The organism is Pseudomonas acericola (SeqCode) (assembly GCF_053456465.1).
The window spans coordinates 1,148,284-1,169,884 of sequence record NZ_JBRFJB010000001.1 but is presented as its reverse complement, the minus strand read 5'-3'; the positions used below and the strand labels follow the sequence as shown (position 1 = coordinate 1,169,884).

Below are 21,601 nucleotides of genomic sequence, written 5' to 3'. Positions count from 1 at the left end.
CAGTTACCGGTTCCCACAGTTGAATGGTGAACGCCAGGACAAATACCGGTCGGCTACTAGGCCGCCGCGCTCTTGCTTTTGATCTTACTTGCCCCGTCAAACACGCTGGCCGAACGCAGGCTTGAATCCGTGGGCAACCCGGCAGGACGCCGGGTTAGCCGCCCCGCGCCATGGATGGCCCATGACGGCGGCCCACGGATTCAAGCCTTCGTTCGGGCACACCGAGCCTAGGCGAGGTGCCGAGTGTTGGGGCAAGAGCCCTTTGCTTACTTTGGGGCTTTTCCAAAGTGACCCGCCGTAAGGGCGGAACCATAAGCCGCCGTTACCGAAGAAACGGATATGTACACCAGCGATCTCAAATCCACCCCAACCAACTCCAATAAGTCGCCGCAAACACCAACATCAACCCATACCCAATCAGCGTCACCAAAATCCCCACCTTGGCAAACTGCCGCGCCGTAAACGTCCCAGTCCCCAAACACACCATATTCTGCGGCGCATTGATCGGCAGGATAAACCCATAGCTCATCACAAACCCCAGCAACATCGTCATGCCCAACCGACTGAAATCCCCCGGCAAGGTCTGCAACACCGCAATCAGAATCGGCAGCAACGCCGAGGTCAACGCCGTAGCACTGGCAAACCCCAAGTGGATCAGAATCAAGAACGCCCCCAGGATCGCAAACACCCCCAACGGCCCCACCTGATCCAACCCGGTGTGCGCCACCACCGTAGCGCCCAGCCACTGCCCGGCCTGGGTCGTCAGCAGCGCCGTGCCAAGGCTGATGCCCACGCCAAACACAATCACCGTGCCCCACGGAATCCGCGACTGCACATCCTTCCAAGTCATGACGCCAAGCCCCGGCAACAGCAGGAACACCAACCCGGCATAGGTGGTCGAGGTGGTGTCGAAGTTATGCAGGCGCCCTTCCGTGGCCCACGCCAGCAACAACAATACCGACACACTCAGCAGGCGCTTCTGCGGCCCGGTCATAGGGCCGATGTCCACCAGCGACTGGGCCACGGCCTCCTTGCCACCGGGAATGCTGTCGGTCTCCGGCGGCAGCAGCTTGAGCACCAGAAACAGCAACACCGCCGACATAATCAACGCCCACGGCGCGCCCGCGATCAGCCAGTCGATCCACGACACGCGCTGGCCGAGCATCTTGTCCATAAAGCCGACGGTCAGCAGGTTCTGCGCGGCGGCAGTCTGGATGCCGACGTTCCAGATGCTGGTGCCCTGGGCCACCACGATCATGATGCCGGCGGCGATGTTCGAGCGCCTGTCGACGCCAAACGCCGCGATCACGCCCATCATGATCGGCACCACACAGGCACTGCGCGCCGTGGCGCTGGGCACGACAAGGCTGAGCAGGATGGTGACGGCAATCGCCCCCAGCAGGATGCGCCGCGTGCTGGTGCCGACCCGGCTCAAGGTCACCAGCGCAATGCGCCGGTCCAGGCCCGTATGGGTCATGGCCGCCGCGATAAACAACGCACCCGCCACCAGCGCCAGCGCCGGGTTGGAAAACCCGGTCAACGCCATGCTGATAGCCGGGCTGGTGCCGATCAGATGCGTGGGGTCTTGCAGCGACGGCGCCGTGCCCAGCAGGAACGCCATCAGCGAGGTGATCATGATCGCGCTGGCTTCATAGGACACTGCCTCGGTGATCCACACCACCACGGCAAACGCGAGGATCGCCAGCATGCGATGCCCCGCCACCGGCAAATCGGCGGGCAGCGGCAACAGCAGCACCCCGGCCATCACCAGTACGGCGACGACCAGGCCCAGGGGCAGTTTGAAGGATGCAGCGGTTGTGGCGAGGGCGTTCATGGCGGGCTCCGTCAGCCTTTAAATCAGGCGGCAAGCATGGCTCAAATTGCCGCACTCCGTGTTGACAGGTATCAATCGCTGCCATTCTGAACCTGACACACATCCAACTGTGGGAGCTGGCTTGCCCGCGATGGCGGCGGTTCAGTCAATGAAAGGGTGACTGATACACCGCCATCGCAGGCAAGCCAGCTCCCACAGGGATTGGGTTTGCACAGCAAGATCTGCGGGTTCAGTTGAGCAATTGGCTCAGTACAGCCCGCAGCTTCCCGGGCTTGACCGGTTTGTTCAGCAACGGCGCTTCCAGCCGGCGCAAGGCCCGTCGGCATTGGTCAGTACGGTCGGCAGTGATGATCACAGCGGGGATTTTGCAGGCGAAGTGCTCGCGCAGATGCTTGACCACCTCACAGCCCACTACCCCATGGTCGAGGTGATAGTCGGCGAGGATCAGCTCCGGCGCCCTGCCCTGCAACGCCGCCAGCGCGCCCGCCTGGTCGGTGGCGGTGAGCACCTCGCAGCCCCACTGTCCGAGCAGCGCGCTCATGCTTTCGAGGATGCTGACTTCGTTGTCGATCACCAGCAAACGCCGGCCCGGCAGCGGGTTGCCGGTGCTCGGTTGCACCGGCAGTTGGCTGATCGCCACGGGCATTTCGGCGCTCAGCGGCACTTCGATGCTGAACATCGAGCCACGCCCCGGCCAGGAGCGCACGGCAATCGGATAACCGAGGATCTCGGCGATCCGCTCGACAATCGCCAAACCCAGCCCCACGCCCTTGCGATCCGCCGCGCGGCCGACGTCGAGCTGGTTGAATTCGAGGAAGATCGCCTCCAGCCGGTCTGCCGCAATCCCGCGCCCGGTGTCCCACACTTCCAGGCGCAGGCAATCATCGCGACGCCGCGCCCCCAGCAGGATGCAGCCCTCATCGGTGTAGCGGCAGGCATTGCTGAGAAAGTTGCGCAGGATGCGCGTCAACAGCCGCAGGTCCGTGCGCACCGCGTAATGCCCGGTGTGCACCCGCAGATTCAGCCCGGCCGCCTGGGCCACCGATTGGAACTCCGAGACCAGCGGCGCAAACACTTCATCCAGGCGGTACAGGGCCACATCCGGTTTGACCGCTGCCTGGTCCAGCCGCGAGATATCCAGCAAATCGGTGAGCAAGTCCTCGGCGCCTTCCAGCGCCTGGTGCGTGCGCTCCACCAGCACCTGTTCGACGCTGGGCAATTGGCGTTCACGCAAAGTGGCGATCAACAAGCGTGCGGCGTTCAGCGGTTGCAAAAGGTCGTGACTGGCAGCGGCGAGGTATTTGTCCTTGCTGCGGTTGGCGGCCTGGGCGGCGTCACGGGCGTCGCGCAGGTCCTGTTCGATCTGCTCACGCTGGGCGATCTGCTGTTGCAGGTTGTGGTTGGCCTCCAACAGCTCATCGGTGCGCGCGGCGACGCGCTGCTCCAGTTCGTCGTTGAGGCGGATATAACGCTTGCGCTCGGCCTCCAGCTCATCCAACCGTGCGGTCAGCTCCGGGTAGTGGCTCTTGCGCGCCGACTGGTCGCCCAGCCCCAGCAGCGCCGACAGTGCGCGCTGCGGGTCGTCAGAGTGCTTCGCCATAGACGACCTCGACGTCACGCTGGCTCGACGCGCGCGGGTTGGTGAGGATGCACGGGTCATCCATCGCATGCTCGGACAGGAACGGAATATCCGCCACGCGCACCCCATGCAGGCCAAGGGTTTCGTGAAAGCCAATCGCATGCTTCAACGCGATCAGATGGTCCACCAAACGCCCGCAGATCTGCCGGTGATTGAGGCCACGACAGTCGATGCCAAACGTCTCGGCAATCACCTGGAACCGCTCCGGCGCCGAACTGTAGTTGAACGCCACCACATGCTCCACCAACACCGCGTTGCACAGCCCGTGGGGCAAGTCGAGGAACCCGCCAAGGCTGTGGGACATCGCATGCACCGCCCCCAGGATCGCATTGGAAAACGCCAGGCCCGCTTGCATGCTGCCGAGCATGATCTTCTCGCGCAGGGCAATGTCCGTGGGGTTGGCGATCATCTGCACCAGGTTGCCGTTGATCAGGCGCATCGCTTCCAGCGCATGGGGATCGGTCAGCGGACCATGGCCAGTGGAAACAAACGCCTCGATGGCATGCACCAGCGCGTCGATGCCGGTGCAGGCGGACAGGAACGGGTCCATGCTCGCCGTGGTTTCCGGGTCGATCAGCGACACATCCGGCACCACCGCCTTGCTGACGATGGAGAACTTCATGCGCTCCTGCTGGTTGGAAATGATCACGAACTGCGAGACATCCGCCGAAGTACCGGCCGTGGTGGGGATCAAGATCAGCGGCGGGCTGGGCACACGAATGGTGTCCACGCCCTCGAACTCAAGAATGCTGCGCCCGTGGGCAACCACAATACCGATGGCCTTGCCGCAGTCCATCGGGCTGCCGCCGCCGATGGCGACGATCACATCACAGTGGTTTTCACGGTAGACCTCGGCGCCGGTCATCACTTCCTCAACCCGGGGGTTGGGTGATACAGCGCTGTACAGGCAGTAGTCGATGCCGATGGCTTGCAGGCTGGCTTCCACATCGGCGACCCAACCGGCGGCGATCACCCCGGGGTCGCTGACCACCAGCACCTTGCGCGCGCCGAAGGTCTTCGCGTAATTGCCGACGTTGTGCCGGCAGCCGGCGCCAAAGATGATTTCAGGAGAGACGAATTTACGCAGGAGGCTCAGGTTTGGGCTCATTGGAAAGCCTGTTCTTATTATTTTGGAAGAATGCGCTCCACACTAACTGATCCTTGGGCGATTGCAATCAGACCAAAGAGTCATCTTCCAAGCAGCACCGGCCAGCACGAGGCTGGCCGGAGGGTCGATCAACGGCTGGCGAAGTACATGGTCACTTCAAAGCCGATACGCAGGTCGGTAAACGCGGGTTTTTTCCACATGGAGCGTTCCTCTTGTTGTGCCGGAAGATTCCGGTTGGGTCATTAATGCATGAGGGGTGTGGGAGGCGAATGCTACTTTCGAAGGAGTTGCCTGCATGCCTTGGTATCGAGTGTACAGAGATCAAAATGTGGGAGCTGGCTTGCCTGCGATGGCGGTCTTCCTGTGTACATATCCATTCCTGCGGTAACGGCGGCTATTGGTTCCGCCCTTACGGCGGGTCACTTTGGAAAAGCCCCAAAGTAACCAAAGGGCTCTTGCCCCAACACTCGGTGCCTCGCCTAGGCTCGGCATGCCCGTAATCCGACATGGATTTGGGGGGGCGCCTAAGATCAAAAACAAAGCGCGGCGGCCTAGTAGCCGACCGAGTCTCTGGAGCTGGCGCGGTCCCCTGTGGGAGCTGGCTTGCCTGCGATGGCATCAACTGGGTTTGCCTGATGTACCGAGGTGTCTGCATCGCAGGCAAGCCAGCTCCCACATTTTGAACCGAGATCGACAGGACAAATACCGGTCGGCTCTAAGGCCGCCGCGCTCTGGCTTTTGATCTTAGGCGCCCCGTCAAACACGCTGGCCGAACGCAGGCTTGAATCCGTGGACAACCCGGCAGGACGCCGGGTTACCCGCCGTAAGGGCGGAACCCTAAGCCGCCGTGACCTAACCAACGGATATGTACACCACCCGACTAAAAGAACCCCAACGGATTAACGTCATAACTCACCAACAAATTCTTCGTCTGCTGATAATGATCCAACATCATCTTGTGATTCTCACGCCCCACCCCCGACTTCTTATACCCCCCAAACGCCGCATGCGCCGGATACAAGTGATAGCAGTTGGTCCAAACACGCCCCGCCTTGATCGCCCGCCCCATGCGATAAGCACGGTTGATATCACGGGTCCACAACCCAGCACCCAGGCCAAACTCGCTGTCGTTGGCAATCGCCAACGCTTCAGCCTCGTCCTTGAACGTAGTCACCCCCACCACCGGCCCGAAGATCTCCTCCTGGAACACACGCATCTTGTTGTGCCCCTTGAGCAACGTCGGCTGGATGTAATAACCACTGGAAAGGTCACCCTCCAGACGCTCAGCCGCGCCGCCGGTGAGCAACACAGCGCCTTCCTCCTGGGCGATTTTCAGATACGAGAGAATCTTGTCGAACTGCTGCTCGGACGCCTGCGCCCCAACCATGGTTTCCGTGTCCAGCGGATTGCCGCGCTTGATCTTGACGATCTTCTTCATCACCTCGGCCATGAACGCGTCGTAGATCGACTCCTGCACCAGCGCCCGCGACGGGCAGGTGCACACTTCGCCCTGGTTGAAGAACGCCAATACCAAACCTTCGGCAGCCTTTTCGATAAACGCAGGCTCGGCCTGCATGATGTCTTCGAAGAAGATGTTCGGCGACTTGCCGCCCAGTTCCACGGTGGACGGAATGATGTTCTCAGCCGCCGCATGCATGATGTGCGCGCCCACCGGGGTGGAGCCGGTGAAGGCGATCTTGGCGATGCGCTTGCTGGTGGCCAACGCCTCCCCCGCTTCGCGGCCAAAGCCTTGCACGATGTTCAGCACGCCCGGTGGCAGCAGGTCATTGATCAGCTCGGCAAACACCATGATCGACAGCGGCGTCTGCTCGGCCGGCTTGAGCACGATGCAGTTACCGGCGGCCAGCGCCGGGGCGAGTTTCCACGCGGCCATCAGCAGCGGGAAGTTCCACGGGATGATCTGCCCGACCACACCCAGCGGTTCGTGGAAGTGATAAGCGGCAGTCAGTTCGTTGATCTCGGCCGCACCGCCTTCCTGGGCGCGGATGCAGCCGGCGAAGTAGCGGAAGTGGTCAGCGGCCAGGGGCACGTCGGCGTTGAGGGTTTCGCGCACGGCCTTGCCGTTGTCCCAGGTTTCGGCGACGGCCAGCACTTCCAGGTTTTGTTCGATGCGGTCGGCGATTTTCAGCAGCACCAGGGAGCGATCCTGGGCGCTGGTCTTGCCCCAGGCATCGGCGGCGGCGTGGGCGGCGTCGAGGGCTTTTTCGATGTCGGCGGCGCTGGAGCGCGGGAACTCGGCGATGACTTCGCCGGTGACCGGCGAGGTGTTGGTGAAATAGTTGCCATCGATCGGTGCGACAAATTCACCGCCGATGTAGTTGCCGTAGCGCGCCTTGAAGCTGACGATGGCGCCAGGGGTGCCGGGTTGTGCGTAGATCATGGTGAGGCCTCTGTCGGGGTCCGGGCCTGTCGGTCAACAGGCGATGAGCCGATAGTAAAGAGCCCCCGCTGCCGGGCGTATGCGCCGTTGGCAGGGGGGCTATGGTCATTTGGTCGTAGAACTAGTGCTTGGCCACCAGCTCCTTGGGCAACTTGAAGGTCCAGAGCATGCCGCCCTGGTTGAAGTCCTTCACGCGCTTGGCCACTTCACCGCCCCACAGCGGCACCGCGCCGCCCCAGCCGGAGACCACCGAGACGTACTGCTCGCCGTCCATGTCCCAGGTCACGGGCGAACCGAGCACGCCGGAGCCGGTCTGGAATTCCCAGACTTTCTCGCCGGTCTTGGCGTTGAACGCCTGCAGGAAGCCTTCCGGCGTGCCGGTAAACACCAGGTTGCCCTTGGTGGTCAGCACCCCGCCCCACAGCGGCGCGAAGTTCTTGTGGCGCCATACTTCCTTGCCGGTCTTCGGGTCGATGGCGCGCAGCACGCCGATGTAGTCCTCGTTCAACGGCTTGATGGTGAAGCCCGCACCGAGGAACGCCGCACCTTTCTTGTAGGCGATGCCTTCGTTCCAGATGTCCATGCCCCACTCGTTGGACGGCACGTAAAACAGCCCGGTGTCGCGGTTGTAGGCCATCGGCATCCAGTTTTTTGCGCCGAGGAACGCCGGCGCGACGAACACCGAAGTGCCCTTGGTTTCACTGCCCGGCGCGCCAGGACGGCTGGCGTCGTTGTAGATCGGCCGACCGTTCTTATCCAGGCCGGTGGCCCAGGTGATCTTGTCCACGAACGGGAAGCCACGGATGAACTTGCCGTTGGTGCGGTCCAGCACGTAGAAGAAACCGTTGCGATCGGCAGTGGCGGCGGCTTTGATTTCCTTGCCGCCCTCGGTGTAGTTGAACGAGATCAGTTCGTTCACGCCGTCAAAGTCCCAGCCGTCGTGGGGCGTGCTCTGGAAGTGCCACTTGATGGTGCCGTCGTCCGGGTTCAGCGCCAGGCGCGAGGACGAATAGAGGTTGTCGCCCGGGCGCAGGTGCGAGTTCCACGGCGCCGGGTTGCCGGTGCCGAACAGCAGCAGGTTGGTTTCCGGGTCGTAGTAGCCGCCCAGCCACGGCGCGGCGCCGCCGGTCTTCCACAGGTCGCCGGGCCAGGTCTTGCCCGCCTCGCCGCCGGAGATACCGTTCTCCACCGCCTTGCCGTCCTTGTACACGTAGCCCATATGGCCTTCGACGGTCGGGCGGCTCCACAGCAAGTCGCCGTTTTTCGGGTCGTAGGCTTCGATCTTGCCGACCACGCCGAACTCGCCACCGGCCACGCCGGTAATCAGCTTGCCGTTGATCACCAGGGGCGCGGCGCTGATGGAGTAGCCTTCCTTGTGGTCGGCGACTTTCTTGCTCCACACCACTTTGCCGGTGTCCTTATTCAGGGCCACCAGCTTGGCGTCGAGTGTGCCGAAGAACACCAGGTCGCCGTACAGCGCCACGCCCCGGTTGATCACGTCGCAGCACGGGCGGATGTCATCGGGCAGGCGCGCGTCGTATTGCCAGAGCTTCTTGCCGGTGCGCGCATCCACCGCAAACACCCGCGAATAGGAACCGGTGAGGTACATCACCCCGTCCTTGACCATCGGCTGCGCCTGCTGGCCGCGCTGTTTCTCGCCGCCAAAGGAAAACGCCCAGACCGGGCGCAGTTCCTTGACGTTGTCGACGTTCAGCGTGTCCAGCGGGCTGTAGCGCTGGCCCTGCACGCCGAGGCCGTTGGTGACGATCTGCTCGGGGTTTTTCGGGTCCTGGAGAATGTCTTGGTCGGTGACAGCGGCCAGGGCCTGGCCGGATAACAGGATGGCACCGAGCAACACACTCAAGGCGAAGGGTTGGCGACGTGCGGGTTGGGTCATGACGGCTACCTCTGCGGTTTTTTGTTATACCCGGGAAATTTTCCCGGTCTGGTGCAGATTCTTGGGCGCAGGGGCAGTTGTCACAATTGACCGCAGTATCGAGTTTGCTAGTTCCTTAGTAGCGGGTGCATCTGCTCGCGCTCGTAGCGCGGGTACAAGTGGCTGACGCTGCGGATCAGTTCGTAGCGGCTCAGGCTGATCGCGGCAAAGCGCTCGGGGATGGGGCTGCGGATCATCTCGGTCATGTCGCTGCCGTTGGCGGCGCCGTCGCGCAGCAGTTGATCGAGCCACGTCAGGTAGTCGCGCATCTGTTCGAAGGGCTGCGCATCCGTGGCAATCGGGCCGTGACCGGGCACCACCAGGGTCCAGGGCAACCCTTGCAGGGTGGTGATGTCGGCCAGCCACGCGGCGAGGCCGGGGCTATTGGGCGTGGTCAGGGCGCGCTGGTAAAACACCAGGTCGCCGGCGAACAGCACGCCGGTGCTCTGGTCGAGAATCGCCAGGTCAGCGCCGGTGTGGCCGGTCAGCGCCAGCAGGCGCAAATCGTGGTTGCCGAAGCTGCGCACGCCGGGTTCGAGCACCTCGGTGGGCAACACCACTTCGGTGCCGCGCATCCAGTCGCCGACCATGCGGTAGAGGTTTTCCGCCATGCTGTCGCCCTGCTCGTGCAGCAGCTTCGTGGTGTCGGCCAGGGCGCCGATGGGCACGTCCTTGAATGCTTGATTACCCAAGGCATGGTCGGGGTGATGATGGGTGAGCAACACCTGGATCACCGGCTTGCTGGTAACGCTGGCGATGGCCTGGCGCAGGGCTTCGCCGTAACGTCTGGACGGCCCGGTGTCGATCACCACCACGCCCGCGTCGGTGACGATAAACGCCACATTGACGATATTGCCGCCATTGGCCTTGGCGAAATTGTCGGTGCTGCCTTCCAGCAGCCAGGTGCCTTCGGCGATCTGCCGGGGCTTGAGTGCGTAGTCCATGTCGGCCATGGCAGGCAGGCTCAGGGCCAGGCAGAACAACAGTATCCAGCGCATGCCGCGCTCCTTCTGGTCAGGGGATGGCCGCGTCGAACTCGTTGCCGCTGTTGTCACGCAAGACCAGGCGCGTCTGCCCGGCGCCTTCGATGTCGAAGGCCAGGTTGGGGTTCTCGCTGACCGCCGGGAACAGCTCCAGCTCGGCCATGACCTGGCCTTTGTCGCCGAGCAATTGCGCGTGGTTGAGGTAGAACTCGGGGATGCCGCTGACCATGCCGTTGTCCATCGGGTGCGCCACCTGCACGCGCACACGGCTGTACTCGCCACGGGGATAGCGCCCGCCGAGCACCTCGCCGATATGCTCTTCCCAACCCGGCTGGGTGCGCACCACGCTTGGCGCGGTGCAGCCACCGCCGGCGGCGTCGATCAACGTCGAGCCGACATGCCACACGCCGTCATCGGTGAGCACGGCGGCACGCAACGGCGTGGCCTGCTCGATGCGAATGCGCAGCGCCAGCCAGGGCAACACCCCGGCCTTGGGCTGGAAGTCGACGATCTTCGGCAACGGGTTCAGTTCGGCCCAGGCGAAGATGCGCACCACCCTCCCCTTGAACGCCCGTGCATCAATCTCCAGCGGCACCTGGCGCGCATCCTCGGCGAACGGCGGCGCCAGCAGCTTGACCCGCTCGTCGAACACAAACGGCGCGTTGTCGAGAAATTGCTTGTGATAGAACGCCCACATCACCGACGGCACCGGGTCCACCTCGGTGGCTTGCGCCGCCCATGGCAACAGGCACGCCAGCAGGCAGATCAGGCGCCGGTTCATTGGTACATCTCGGGCACTTCGTAGCGCAGGCCGTAATGGCTGTAGATGGCTTGCAGGCTGCCGTCGCGGATCAGGCCTTCCAGCGCCTCTTCCACGGCATACGCCAGTTGCCGGTTGCTTTCATGCACCGCCATGCCGATCTCCCAACGTTGTCGGCCCATGTTTGGGTAAGCGTTTTCCGCCAGGGCCAGTTGCGGATCGTTGGCCTGGTGTACCTGCCAGTCGATCTCGCCACGCATCGCCATCACCGCATCGACCTCCCCGGCTTTCATCGCCGCAAAGGCCTGGGGCACGTTGGCATAGTGGCGGGTCTTGCCTGCCAGCATGCCGTTGAACACCGAGGTGAGATAAAACGAGGGCACGCTGTCCACTTCCACGCCAATGGGGTGTTCCTGGAACACTGCCACACTGGCCACGCTGTCCAGGCGGCGGCGGTCATAGGCCACCTGCCATTGTTCGTTCTGGTACGGCCCGAACATCACCACATGGCCGTTTTCCAGCTCGCCCTGGTCGTTGCGCTTTTGCGTGTACTCATGGTCGTAGGGCGCGCGCATCATCAGGTCGGCCAGTTGCTGGTTATGCAACTGGCTGCCGCGCCAGATGTAGTCGCGCAGGTCGTCGTCGAGTTTCTCGCCGGCCGGCGCCCAGATCAGGCTCAGCTGCACGCCCAAGGCCTTGGCCAGGGCCTGGGCGAGTTCCACGTCGACGCCGCGCGGGGTGCCGCCGTCATCGAAGCTGTAGGGCGCGAAATCCTTGTACACCGCCACCTTCAACTCGCCGGCGGCGATCATCTGGTCATAGCTGCGCACCTGCGCCTGTGCCGCCTGGCAGCACAGCAAGGCCAGGCTCAACACCAGGCTGATCAGGCGCATGGCTTACTCCTCGACGCGCACGGAATCCAGGTAAGTACGCACCGCCCACAAGGCTTCCTGGCTCAGGTAGTCGGCCATTTTCGGCATGTACACGCGGCCGTCACGCACGGCGCCGTGGCGCACCCGTTCGACAAACCACTCATCCCCGGCGTCGCCTTCGTCAAGCATGCGCAAGTCCGGCGCGATACCGCCGGACTTGGCTTCCAGCCCGTGGCATGCCGCGCAGTTCTGGTTGTAGGCGGAGGAGCCGATTTCGACCGCCTTGTCGTGCTCCGGGGACTTGCGATACGGGTTGTTGGCCGCCCAGCCATCGCCGTCGAGCGGCACGCCGGCGTCCTTGATTGGCGTCAGGCCTTTGGTTTCCACCGCCTGCGGCACCACGTTGCCATGGGCCCACACGGCGCCCACGTTGATTACACCCACCAGCAGGCCGGCCACGAGCAAGGCGTTGCGTTTTGTTGTCATTATTTTTGTCCTCTCAGATTGCACGCAAACCCCATTGCAGAGGCTATGGCAACCATCTTAGGAACCCGCCGTCCTGCACCGTATGCTGCTTTGGTGGCCGCGCTCTAATCCCTTGGTAGTAGGGCTTGTGGGGCACACCCAAATCAGCGGCGGTTCGGGAAGTCTTCCCGGCAACAGCGGGAATTTTTCCGTATCCAGCCACCGCCCCGGCGCACCACCCTGTGCAGGCCAAAACCTCCACTGGGAACTGCAACCATGACAATAAGATCGCTACCCGCCCGTTCACCTTTGAGCCTTGCCGTGCAAGCCTTTTTGCTGGTGGGCAGCCTGTCCTTCAGTGCGGCAAGTTTTGCCGCCGCCGAACCTGCCAAGACGACGCGCAACGTCACCTGGGAAGACATCGCCAACGACCACCTGACCACCAAGGACGTGCTGCAATACGGCATGGGCACCAACGCCCAGCGCTGGAGCCCGCTGGCCCAGGTCAATGACAAGAACGTGTTCAAGCTCACGCCCGCCTGGTCGTATTCCTTTGGCGATGAGAAACAACGCGGCCAGGAATCCCAGGCCATCGTCAGCGACGGCGTGGTCTACGTCACCGGCTCCTATTCGCGCGTGTTCGCCCTCGACGCGAAGACCGGCAAACGCCTGTGGACCTACAACCATCGCCTGCCCGACAACATTCGCCCGTGCTGTGACGTGGTCAACCGTGGCGCGGCGATCTTCGGCGACAAGATCTACTTCGGCACCCTCGATGCGCGCCTGATCGCCCTCGACAAAAACACCGGCAAAGTGGTGTGGAACAAAAAATTCGGCGACCACGCCGCCGGCTACACCATGACCGGCGCACCGGTGCTGATCAAAGACAAGGTCACCGGCAAAGTGCTGCTGATCCACGGCAGCTCCGGCGATGAATTCGGCGTGGTCGGCCAGCTGTATGCCCGCGACCCGGACACCGGCGAAGAAGTGTGGATGCGCCCCTTCGTCGAAGGCCACATGGGCCGCCTCAATGGCAAGGACAGCACCACCACTGGCGACGTCAAGGCGCCGTCGTGGCCAGATGATCCGACCACCGAAACCGGCAAGGTCGAGGCCTGGAGCCACGGCGGCGGCGCCCCTTGGCAGAGCGCGAGCTTCGATGCCGAGACCAACACCATCATCGTCGGCGCCGGCAACCCCGGCCCGTGGAACACCTGGGCGCGCACCTCCAAGGACGGCAACCCCCACGACTTCGACAGCCTCTACACCTCGGGCCAGGTCGGCGTCGACCCAAGCACCGGCGAAGTGAAGTGGTTCTACCAGCACACGCCCAACGATGCCTGGGACTTCTCCGGCAACAACGAACTGGTGCTGTTCGACTACAAGGACAAGGACGGCAAGGTCACCAAGGCCACCGGTCACGCCGACCGCAACGGCTTCTTCTATGTGGTGGACCGCAACAACGGCAAGCTGCAAAACGCCTTCCCGTTCGTCGACAACATCACCTGGGCCAGCCACATCGACCTGAAGACCGGCCGTCCCGTGGAAAACGAAGGCCAGCGTCCGGCCAAACCGCTGCCGGGTGAAACCAAGGGCAAGCCGGTGGAAGTGTCGCCGCCGTTCCTCGGTGGCAAGAACTGGAACCCCATGGCCTACAGCCAGGACACGGGCCTGTTCTACATCCCCGGCAACCAATGGAAAGAGGAATACTGGACCGAAGAGGTCAACTACAAGAAAGGCTCGGCGTACCTGGGCATGGGCTTCCGCATCAAGCGCATGTACGACGACCACGTCGGCACCCTGCGCGCGATGAACCCGACCACCGGCAAGGTGGTGTGGGAACACAAGGAACACCTCCCATTGTGGGCCGGCGTACTGGCGACCAAGGGCAACCTGGTGTTCACCGGCACCGGCGATGGCTTCTTCAAGGCGTTCGATGCAAAAACCGGCAAGGAGCTGTGGAAGTTCCAGACCGGCAGCGGCATCGTCTCCCCGCCGATCACCTGGGAACAGGATGGCGAGCAGTACATCGGCGTCACCGTCGGCTACGGCGGCGCGGTACCGCTGTGGGGTGGCGACATGGCTGAGCTGACCAAGCCGGTGGCACAGGGTGGCTCATTCTGGGTGTTCAAGATCCCGAGCTGGGATCAGAAGACCGCGCAAAAATAACCTTTAGCTAATGCGGGGCCCGCTTTTGTGGCGAGGGAGCTTGCTCCCGCTGGGCTGCGAAGCGGCCCCGCTTTTCCTCCAGCAACACTGTGCAGTCAGGCTTTGCGACTGCTGCGCAGTCGAGCGGGAGCAAGCTCCCTCGCCACAGAGGTATTGCGATGAGATATCTACCGTTACTCGTGCTGCTGTCCCTGCCCTTGGCCCACGCCCACGCGGACGACGGCGACGACGCCCCCCTGATCATCAACGGCTGCACCCTCACCGAACACAGCCAATGCCCCGGCGCCAACCTCAAAGGCGCCAACCTGCGCAACCAGAATCTCAGCGGCATGAACCTGGCCGGCGCCGACCTGCGCGATGCAGACCTGCGCCACGCCAACCTCGACCTGGCCAACCTGGAGAAAGCCCAACTGCAAGGCGCCAACCTCACCCGCGCCAGCCTGCAACAAGCCAACCTGCGCCTGGCCGACTTTACCGGCGCCACGCTGATGGCCGTACAAGGCTGGGGAATGTTTGCCCAGGGCGCGCAATTTGAAAACGCCAACCTCAGCGGCGCCTACCTGCAATTCGCACGACTGTCGGGGGCGAAGATGCACAAGGCCAACCTGCGCGCGGCGGACCTGGAAATGACCTGGTTGAGCAAGGCCGACCTGCAAGGGGCGGACCTCAGCGATGCGAATCTGCAAGAAGCCAAGTTTGGCGAAAGTAACCTGGAGAAGGCCACCTTGAGTGGCAGCCGCCAGCACTACGCGAATTTCCAGGACGCCAATATGGAAGGCTGCAAGGACTGCCCGACCACCTGGGACCGCTAGAGCAGCCCATTTTAATCTGTGAACCCGGTCCACTGTGGGAGCTGGCTTGCCTGCGATGCAGGCAACTCGGTCTGTCAGTCAGACCGCAGTGATGCCATCGCAGGCAAGCCAGCTCCCACAGGGTTCGGTGTACATCAGGCAAAATTAGCCGGCGACTCTCACTACCCCCATATCAATCCCCACATGCACCAACTCCGCATGGGAACTCACCTGCAACTTGCTCTTGAGCAGGGTCAAGTGATTCGACACGGTCTTGCTGCTGATACTCAACTGCTCGGCAATCTGCCTTGCCGGGGTGCCTTTGGCGAGCATCAGGAAGATCTCCATTTCACGCGGGGTCATGCTGTGCAAACGCGGATCGGCGGGTTGGCAGGCCAGTTGGGTCGCCAGGGGCTGTTCGATGTAGGCGTGGCCGTCGAGGATGCGCCGCACCGCTTCGATCAGCACTTGGGGCGCCGAGCTTTTGGTCAGGTAACCCGCCGCGCCGGCGTCCAGCGCCTGACGCACCAAGGGCAGTTCATCGTGCATGCTGAAAAACAGCACACGCAGTTGCGGCAAGCGCTGGCGCAAGCGCCGGGTGGTTTCCAGGCCGCTGATGCCGGGCAGGCCGAAGTCCATGATCACCAGGTTCGGCACCGCCTCGTGCACCCGTGCCAGGGCTTCTTCGCCACTGGCCGCCTCGCGCACTTCAATCGCCGGCAGCAACGCGCGTAGCAGGCTGGCGTAGCCCTGGCGGACCACGGCGTGGTCATCCACCAACAGAATATTCATAGCGCCTCCGCAGGCATGTCCAGCGCCAGCGCCCAGCCTTTGCCGGGGTGGCTGACGATCTTCAATTCACCGCCCAGGCAACGGGCGCGTTCGTACATCGAGTGCAGGCCAACGCCGGGGCGCTGGGGTTGCTGCGCGCCCTGGCCGTTGTCGCGCACCCACAGGCGCAGGCGCGTGCCGCGATGTTGCAGGCGCACGCGCACCTGGCTGGCGTCGGCGTGGCGCACGATGTTGGTCAAGGCTTCCTGGAGCAAACGGTAGAGGTGGGTCTTGTTGGCCGGGGACAACGGCGGCAGCGCGTCACTGACTTGCAACTGGCACTCGATGCCATGGCTGGCGCGCCATTGCGTGACCAGCATGGCGAACGCCTCAGCCATCGGCAGGTGTTGCAGGGCCACCGGATAGAGGTCGTGGACCAGTTCGCGAAAGCCCTGCTGCAAGTGTTCGCAGTGTTCTTCCAGCAGGTGAACGGTGCGCGCCAGCGTTTCTGGCTGATGGGCGATCAGCGGCAACAGGCACACTTGGGCGCGAATCCCCGCCAGGTACTGGCCGAGGTCATCGTGCAGGGTCTGGGCCAGGCGCGTGCGCTCCTGTTCCTGCACCGCCAGCAGGGTTTGGGTGAGGCGCGTGTTGTCGGTGCGCGCCTGTTCGAGGGCGTCGGTCATGCGGTTGAAGTGCTGCGCCAGTTGTTGCGCTTCGGGCACTCCGGTGCTGCGCAGGCGCACATTGAGACGGCCACTGCACACGTGTTGCAGGGCCAGCAGCAGTTCATCCAGCACGCGCATGCCACGGCGCACGGCCCAGCGGATGGTCAGCAGGCTCAGGGCCAATGCCAGCGCACACAGGCCCAGCAGTTGCTGCAAGGAGTCCCAGACTTCGTCGATTTCATCACGCGGGTCGACGGCGATGGCCACGCGCCGGCCATCGGCCAAATCCAGCACCTGGGCGCTGTGGCGCGCCTGGGCGAACAGCAGGCGGCCGAGCCAGGCGTCCAACCCGTCTTGCTCCGGCGCGGGCAGGGTTTCGTCGGGGCCCAGCCAGTGCACGCGCACATGGCGTAGGCTGGCGGTAAGTCGCGGTTGCAGGCTGGCGGGGTCGCGCGCGGCGGTTTCGCTCAGGTAATGCACCACGGCTTCAGCCGATTGCAGTTCGCGCTCCACATCCGCCAAGGCCTGATGCATCAGCAGCGCGGTGCAGGCGCAGGTGACCAGGGCGAAGAAGCCGCACACCCACAGGTTGATCCGCCAGAGCGCCGACATGCCTAGCGCGCCAGCGCCGTCGGCACAGGCGTGGCCGAACGGGGGGCGTGGGGGCGATCGACGCCGATCAGGCTGACGATCAGCAGGAACGGCAGGAGCAACGCCTTGAAAATTCGCATGATCGTTCAACCCCCGCAGCGCACACTGGAGCCCCATGCTAAGACTCCACCGCGCGCGGCGAGCTACTACCTTGGTACTGCCCCAGCGCTACTTTCTGCATATTTGCAGGGGTAACGGGGCTTTATATGCTGGCGCTACCTGTCATGGAGTGCCTTATGCGCCAGCTCGCCCCTTTCGCCGTGATCTGCCTGCTGGCGCTCACCTGGGCCACCGCCGGCCGGGCCGCCGAGGCGCCGTTGCAGGTGCAGATTGGCTACCTGGGCTATCGACCGGACCCGGGGCCGCTGCTGTCCAACGTAATTCCCGAACCGGCCGATGCCGGCTTGCGCGGCGCTGCACTGGCGATCATCGACAGCAACAGCACCGGCGCCTTTCTCAACCAGCGCTACAGCTTGACCGACGCCACGGTGGACAGCCCCGAGGCGCTGCTCGCCGCCGCGCAACACCAACACGAGCAGGGCCTGCGCCTGTTCGTGGTCAACGCCCCCGCCGCCAGCCTGCGCCAACTCAGCGCCGCCCTGCCGGACAGCCTGCTGTTCAACGCCGGCAGCCCCGACGACAGCCTGCGCAGCACCGCCTGCCTGGGCAACGTGCTGCACACCCTGCCCAGCCGCGCCATGCTCGCCGACGCGCTGGCGCAGTTTTTGGTAGTGCGCAAATGGCAGAAGGCGCTGCTGATCATCGGCCCCACCGAGGACGATCAAGCCTACGCCGCCGCCCTGCGCCGCGCCGCCAAGCGCTTCGGCGTGCAGCTGGTGGCGGAGAAGGAATGGCAATTCGACAATGACCAACGCCGCAGCGCCCAGGCCGATATGCCCCTCTTCACCCAGACCGCCGAATACGACGTGGTGCTGGTGGCCGACGAGCGCGGCGACTTTGGCGAGTACGTGCCCTACCAGACCTGGTACCCACGCCCCGTCGCCGGCACCCAGGGCCTGACGCCCACTGGCTGGCACAAGACCGTGGAAACCTACGGCGCCGCCCAACTGCAAAAACGCTTCGAAGCCCTCGCCGGGCGCTGGATGAACGACCGCGACTTCGCCGCCTGGATGGCCGTGCGCAGCGTGGCCAGCGCGGTGAGCAAGCTGCGCCAGGTTGACCCGATGAGCATCCGCCAGCTGCAAATCAGCGAGCAACTGCCGCTGGATGGTTTCAAGGGCCGCAAGCTCAGCTACCGCCCGTGGAATGGCCAGCTGCGCCAGCCGATCCCCATCGTGCAACCGCGCGCGCTGGTCAGCACTTCGCCCCAGGACGGTTTCCTGCACCCCTTCAACGAAATGGACAGCCTGGGCTACGACAAACCCGAGGTGACCTGCCGCTTTCCCTGATCGCTCACCACAACAATAAGGAATACGCCATGCGCCGCACCCTGCTCTCCTGCGCCCTGCTGCTTGCCGCCGGACACGCCGTGGCCGCCACGGCCTGGGTCTCCAACGAGAAAGACAACAGCCTGAGCCTGATCGACATGCAGACCCTGCAAGTCACCGACACGATCAAGGTGGGCCAGCGCCCGCGCGGCCTGCTGCTGTCCCATGACAACAAGCTGTTGTACATCTGCGCCAGCGACTCGGACCGCGTGCAGGTGATGGACGTGGCCACGCGCAAGATCATCAAGGAACTGCCCTCCGGCAAAGACCCCGAGCAATTTGCCCTGCACCCCAATAACCGCTGGCTGTACGTCTCCAACGAAGACGATGCGCTGGTCACGGTGATCGACACCGAAACCTCCAAGGTGCTCGCCCAGGTCAACGTCGGCGTGGAACCCGAAGGCATGGCCGTAAGCCCGGACGGCAAGTGGGCGGTGAACACCAGCGAAACCACGAACATGCTGCACTGGATCGACACCAGCACCCAGACCCTGGCCGACAGCACCCTGGTGGACCAGCGCCCGCGTTTTGTCGAGTTCAACCACGACGGCTCGCAACTGTGGGCCTCGGCGGAAATCGGCGGCACCGTGACCATCCTCGATGTCGCCAGCCGCGCGATCCTCAAGACCCTGACCTTCAAGATCAAGGGCGTGCACCCGGACAAGGTGCAGCCGGTGGGCATCAAGCTGAGCGCCGATGGCAAGTACGGCTTTGTCGCCCTCGGCCCGGCCAACCATGTGGCGGTGATCGACGCCAAGACCTACGAGATCCTCGACTACCTGCTGGTGGGTCGCCGCGTGTGGCAGCTGGCGTTCACCCCGGATGAGAAACAGTTGCTGGCCACCAATGGCGTGAGCGGCGACGTGTCGGTGATCGACGTGGACAGCCGCAAGGTGCTCAAGTCGGTCAAGGTCGGGCGTTACCCGTGGGGCGTGGTGGTCACGCCTTGAACGCGCTGGACGCCCGCGCCATCAGCTTTGCCTATGGCGCACGGCAGGCCCTGCGTGACGTGAGTTTCAGCCTGGCGCCCGGACGGTTTGCCGCGTTGCTGGGGCCCAATGGCGCGGGCAAATCGACGTTGATTGCGTTGCTCACGCGGTTGTATGACTTGCAGGGCGGCGACATCCACGTCGGCGGCCACTCCTTGCGCGAGGCGCCCCGCGCAGCACTGCGCCAACTCGGCGTGGTGTTCCAGCAAAGCACCCTGGACCTGGACCTCAGCGTCGAGCAGAACCTGCGTTATCACGCCGCGCTGCATGGGCTGTCACGCCGTGAAACCGGGCTGCGGGTCGAGGCCGAACTGGAGCGCCAGACGCTGGGCGAGCGGCGCCGGGAAAAGGTCCGCGAACTCAATGGCGGCCACCGTCGCCGCGTGGAAATCGCCCGCGCCCTGCTGCATCAACCGCGCCTGCTGTTGCTTGATGAAGCCAGCGTCGGCCTCGACCCGGCCAGTCGCCTGGCGCTGAACCAACACGTGCGCACGCTGTGTCGGGAACAGGGCCTCAGCGTGCTGTGGACCACTCACCTGCTTGATGAAGTGCAGGCCGACGATGCCTTGATGATCCTGCACCAAGGCCGTTTGGTAGCCAGTGGGCAACTCGACACACTGCTGCACGAACACGACGGCGACCTGGGCGGTTTGTTTGCGCGATTGACCCGTGCAGAGGTGGCGACATGAACGCCTACTGGCAGTGTTTCAGCGGCATCGTCCTGCGCGAATGGCTGCGCTTTGTGTTGCAGCGCACGCGGTTTCTCAGTGCCCTGGTGCGGCCGCTGCTGTGGCTGCTGGTGTTCGCTGCCGGTTTTCGCGCAGCACTGGGCATCTCGGTGATCGAACCCTACGACACCTACATCCCCTACGAGGTCTACATCATCCCGGGGCTGGCCTGCATGATCCTGCTGTTCAACGGCATGCAAGGCTCGTTGTCGATAGTCTACGACCGCGAGATGGGCAGCATGCGCGTGCTGCTCACCAGCCCGCTGCCGCGCACGTTCCTGCTGTGCAGCAAGCTGCTGGCCACCGCGTTGATTTCGCTGTTGCAGGTGTATGGGTTCCTGGCGATTGCCTGGGTGTATGGCGTGCAACCGCCGGCCATGGGGTTACTGGTCGCGTTGCCGGCGCTGTTGCTGGTGGCGTTGATGCTCAGCGCGCTGGGCTTGCTGCTGTCGAATGCGATCCGCCAACTGGAGAACTTTGCCGGGGTGATGAATTTCGTGATCTTCCCGCTGTTCTTCCTGTCGTCGGCGCTCTACCCGCTGTGGAAGATGCGCGATTCGAGTGAGTGGCTGTACTGGCTGTGCGCGGTCAACCCCTTCACCCACGCGGTGGAGCTGGTGCGCTTTGCCCTGTACGAACGCTTCGCCGGCCTGGCCCTGCTGGTGTGCCTGGGGCTGACCGGGGTGTTCACGCTGTTGGCGGTGCTGACCTTCAATCCACAGCACGCGGCCCTGCGCAAAAAAGGCTGATCTACTACTTTGGTACTGGTTTTCCTGTCTATCGTCGCATTCCCAAGGCAGTGGGACTGGCGTGTAATGGCGGCATAACGATAAGGATTGACCCGCCATGCTGCCCGCTCGACTGCCCCTGTTGGCGTTGCTCTGCTTGCTCGTGACCAACGCCCAGGCCGACACCCCACTGTTTTCCGCCGATGGCTACCGTACCAGCCTGTACCGCAGCCCCACGCCCGACCAGGCGCCCGGTGCGACCATCGTCGACACCCCGGCCCTGCAAACCCTGCTCAACCAGACGCCCGCGCCGGTGCTGATCGACGTGTATCGCCGCCAATGGCTGCAAGGCCGTTTCATCGAAGACCAACCCCACGCCAACCTGCCCGGCAGCCACTGGCTGGCGAATACCGGCGACGGCGACCTCACGCCGGAATGGCAAGGCTACTTCGTGCGCCACCTGTACAAGTTCACCGGTGGCAACCTCGCACGCCCGTTGGTCTTCTACTGCCGCTCCGATTGCTGGTTGAGTTGGAACGCGGTAAAACGAGCCGCCAATCTGGGCTATACCTCGGTGTATTGGTACCGTGATGGCCTGGATGCATGGGAAGCGGCAAAACTGCCAGTGATGGCTGCGACACCCGAGCCCTTTCAATAAAA

At 63.6% G+C, this 21,601-nt stretch carries 19 protein-coding genes; 7 read left to right on the top strand and 12 right to left on the bottom strand.

Translation table 11 applies throughout. The features are described from left to right. Positions 1–355: 355 nt before the first annotated feature. From ACU688_RS05370 to pedF, 10 genes are all read right to left on the bottom strand, one after another. Complete coding sequence (locus tag ACU688_RS05370; RefSeq protein ID WP_448183925.1) at positions 356–1,834, bottom strand: DASS family sodium-coupled anion symporter; 1,479 nt, start codon at positions 1,832–1,834, stop codon at positions 356–358. A gap of 229 nt (positions 1,835–2,063) precedes the next feature. Further along, on the bottom strand, positions 2,064–3,434 hold the full coding sequence (locus ACU688_RS05365; RefSeq protein WP_448183924.1) for an ATP-binding response regulator: 1,371 nt from the start codon (positions 3,432–3,434) through the stop codon (positions 2,064–2,066). Beyond that, positions 3,418–4,581 carry an alcohol dehydrogenase-like regulatory protein ErcA gene (gene ercA, locus ACU688_RS05360; protein ID WP_448183923.1) on the bottom strand — a complete coding sequence of 388 codons (1,164 nt, stop codon included), beginning with the start codon at positions 4,579–4,581 and terminating at the stop codon, positions 3,418–3,420. The genes ACU688_RS05365 and ercA overlap by 17 nt, the downstream gene beginning before the upstream one ends. A 128-nt stretch (positions 4,582–4,709) precedes the next feature. Continuing rightward, entirely contained in the window at positions 4,710–4,781 is a 72-nt protein-coding gene (gene pqqA, locus ACU688_RS05355; RefSeq protein WP_020289857.1) for a pyrroloquinoline quinone precursor peptide PqqA, read from the bottom strand. Between the two features lie 680 nt (positions 4,782–5,461). Continuing rightward, positions 5,462–6,982 (bottom strand): acetaldehyde dehydrogenase ExaC, encoded by a 1,521-nt coding sequence (gene exaC, locus ACU688_RS05350; RefSeq protein ID WP_124529024.1) that lies wholly within the window; start codon positions 6,980–6,982, stop codon positions 5,462–5,464. 121 nt (positions 6,983–7,103) lie between these two features. Then, the gene (locus ACU688_RS05345) at positions 7,104–8,879 is read right to left on the bottom strand and encodes a PQQ-dependent methanol/ethanol family dehydrogenase (protein WP_448183922.1); all 1,776 of its coding nucleotides are present in this window, start codon (positions 8,877–8,879) and stop codon (positions 7,104–7,106) included. 107 nt (positions 8,880–8,986) lie between these two features. After that, positions 8,987–9,916, bottom strand: a complete 930-nt coding sequence (locus ACU688_RS05340) for a quinoprotein relay system zinc metallohydrolase 1 (RefSeq protein ID WP_448183921.1) — start codon at positions 9,914–9,916, stop codon at positions 8,987–8,989. 16 nt (positions 9,917–9,932) lie between these two features. Next, positions 9,933–10,682: a quinoprotein dehydrogenase-associated SoxYZ-like carrier gene (locus tag ACU688_RS05335; protein ID WP_448183920.1), complete on the bottom strand. Its 750-nt coding sequence runs from the start codon at positions 10,680–10,682 to the stop codon at positions 9,933–9,935. Beyond that, complete coding sequence (locus ACU688_RS05330; protein WP_448183919.1) at positions 10,679–11,554, bottom strand: substrate-binding periplasmic protein; 876 nt, start codon at positions 11,552–11,554, stop codon at positions 10,679–10,681. The genes ACU688_RS05335 and ACU688_RS05330 overlap by 4 nt, the downstream gene beginning before the upstream one ends. 3 nt (positions 11,555–11,557) lie before the next feature. Next, a complete protein-coding gene (gene pedF, locus ACU688_RS05325) occupies positions 11,558–12,019 on the bottom strand; it encodes a cytochrome c-550 PedF (protein ID WP_017735450.1) in 462 nt (153 codons plus the stop codon). Positions 12,020–12,274: 255 nt separating this feature from the next. Here pedF and exaA point away from each other — a divergent pair, with 255 nt between their 5' ends. Next, entirely contained in the window at positions 12,275–14,167 is a 1,893-nt protein-coding gene (gene exaA / locus ACU688_RS05320) for a quinoprotein ethanol dehydrogenase (RefSeq protein ID WP_448183918.1), read from the top strand. Between the two features lie 158 nt (positions 14,168–14,325). Further along, complete coding sequence (locus ACU688_RS05315) at positions 14,326–14,979, top strand: pentapeptide repeat-containing protein (RefSeq protein ID WP_448183917.1); 654 nt, start codon at positions 14,326–14,328, stop codon at positions 14,977–14,979. A 144-nt stretch (positions 14,980–15,123) separates the two neighbouring features. On the opposite strand, the gene ACU688_RS05310 is transcribed toward ACU688_RS05315, so the two are convergent. Together ACU688_RS05310 and ACU688_RS05305 are read right to left on the bottom strand one after the other, a co-directional pair. Next, a complete protein-coding gene (locus ACU688_RS05310) occupies positions 15,124–15,750 on the bottom strand; it encodes a response regulator transcription factor (RefSeq protein WP_448183916.1) in 627 nt (208 codons plus the stop codon). Then, on the bottom strand, positions 15,747–17,009 hold the full coding sequence (locus tag ACU688_RS05305) for a HAMP domain-containing sensor histidine kinase (RefSeq protein WP_448183915.1): 1,263 nt from the start codon (positions 17,007–17,009) through the stop codon (positions 15,747–15,749). The genes ACU688_RS05310 and ACU688_RS05305 overlap by 4 nt, the downstream gene beginning before the upstream one ends. Positions 17,010–17,284: 275 nt before the next feature. Here ACU688_RS05305 and ACU688_RS05300 point away from each other — a divergent pair, with 275 nt between their 5' ends. From ACU688_RS05300 to ACU688_RS05280, 5 genes are all read left to right on the top strand, one after another. Beyond that, entirely contained in the window at positions 17,285–18,457 is a 1,173-nt protein-coding gene (locus tag ACU688_RS05300; protein ID WP_448183914.1) for an ABC transporter substrate-binding protein, read from the top strand. A gap of 29 nt (positions 18,458–18,486) precedes the next feature. Next, positions 18,487–19,446, top strand: coding sequence for a YVTN family beta-propeller repeat protein (locus ACU688_RS05295; protein WP_448183913.1), 960 nt, complete (start codon positions 18,487–18,489; stop codon positions 19,444–19,446). Beyond that, positions 19,443–20,174, top strand: a complete 732-nt coding sequence (locus ACU688_RS05290) for an ABC transporter ATP-binding protein (RefSeq protein WP_448183912.1) — start codon at positions 19,443–19,445, stop codon at positions 20,172–20,174. The genes ACU688_RS05295 and ACU688_RS05290 overlap by 4 nt, the downstream gene beginning before the upstream one ends. Further along, the gene (locus tag ACU688_RS05285; RefSeq protein ID WP_448183911.1) at positions 20,171–20,962 is read left to right on the top strand and encodes an ABC transporter permease; all 792 of its coding nucleotides are present in this window, start codon (positions 20,171–20,173) and stop codon (positions 20,960–20,962) included. The genes ACU688_RS05290 and ACU688_RS05285 overlap by 4 nt, the downstream gene beginning before the upstream one ends. Before the next feature lie 97 nt (positions 20,963–21,059). Then, complete coding sequence (locus ACU688_RS05280) at positions 21,060–21,599, top strand: PQQ-dependent catabolism-associated CXXCW motif protein (protein WP_124529056.1); 540 nt, start codon at positions 21,060–21,062, stop codon at positions 21,597–21,599. The last annotated feature ends 2 nt before the right edge of the window (positions 21,600–21,601 follow it).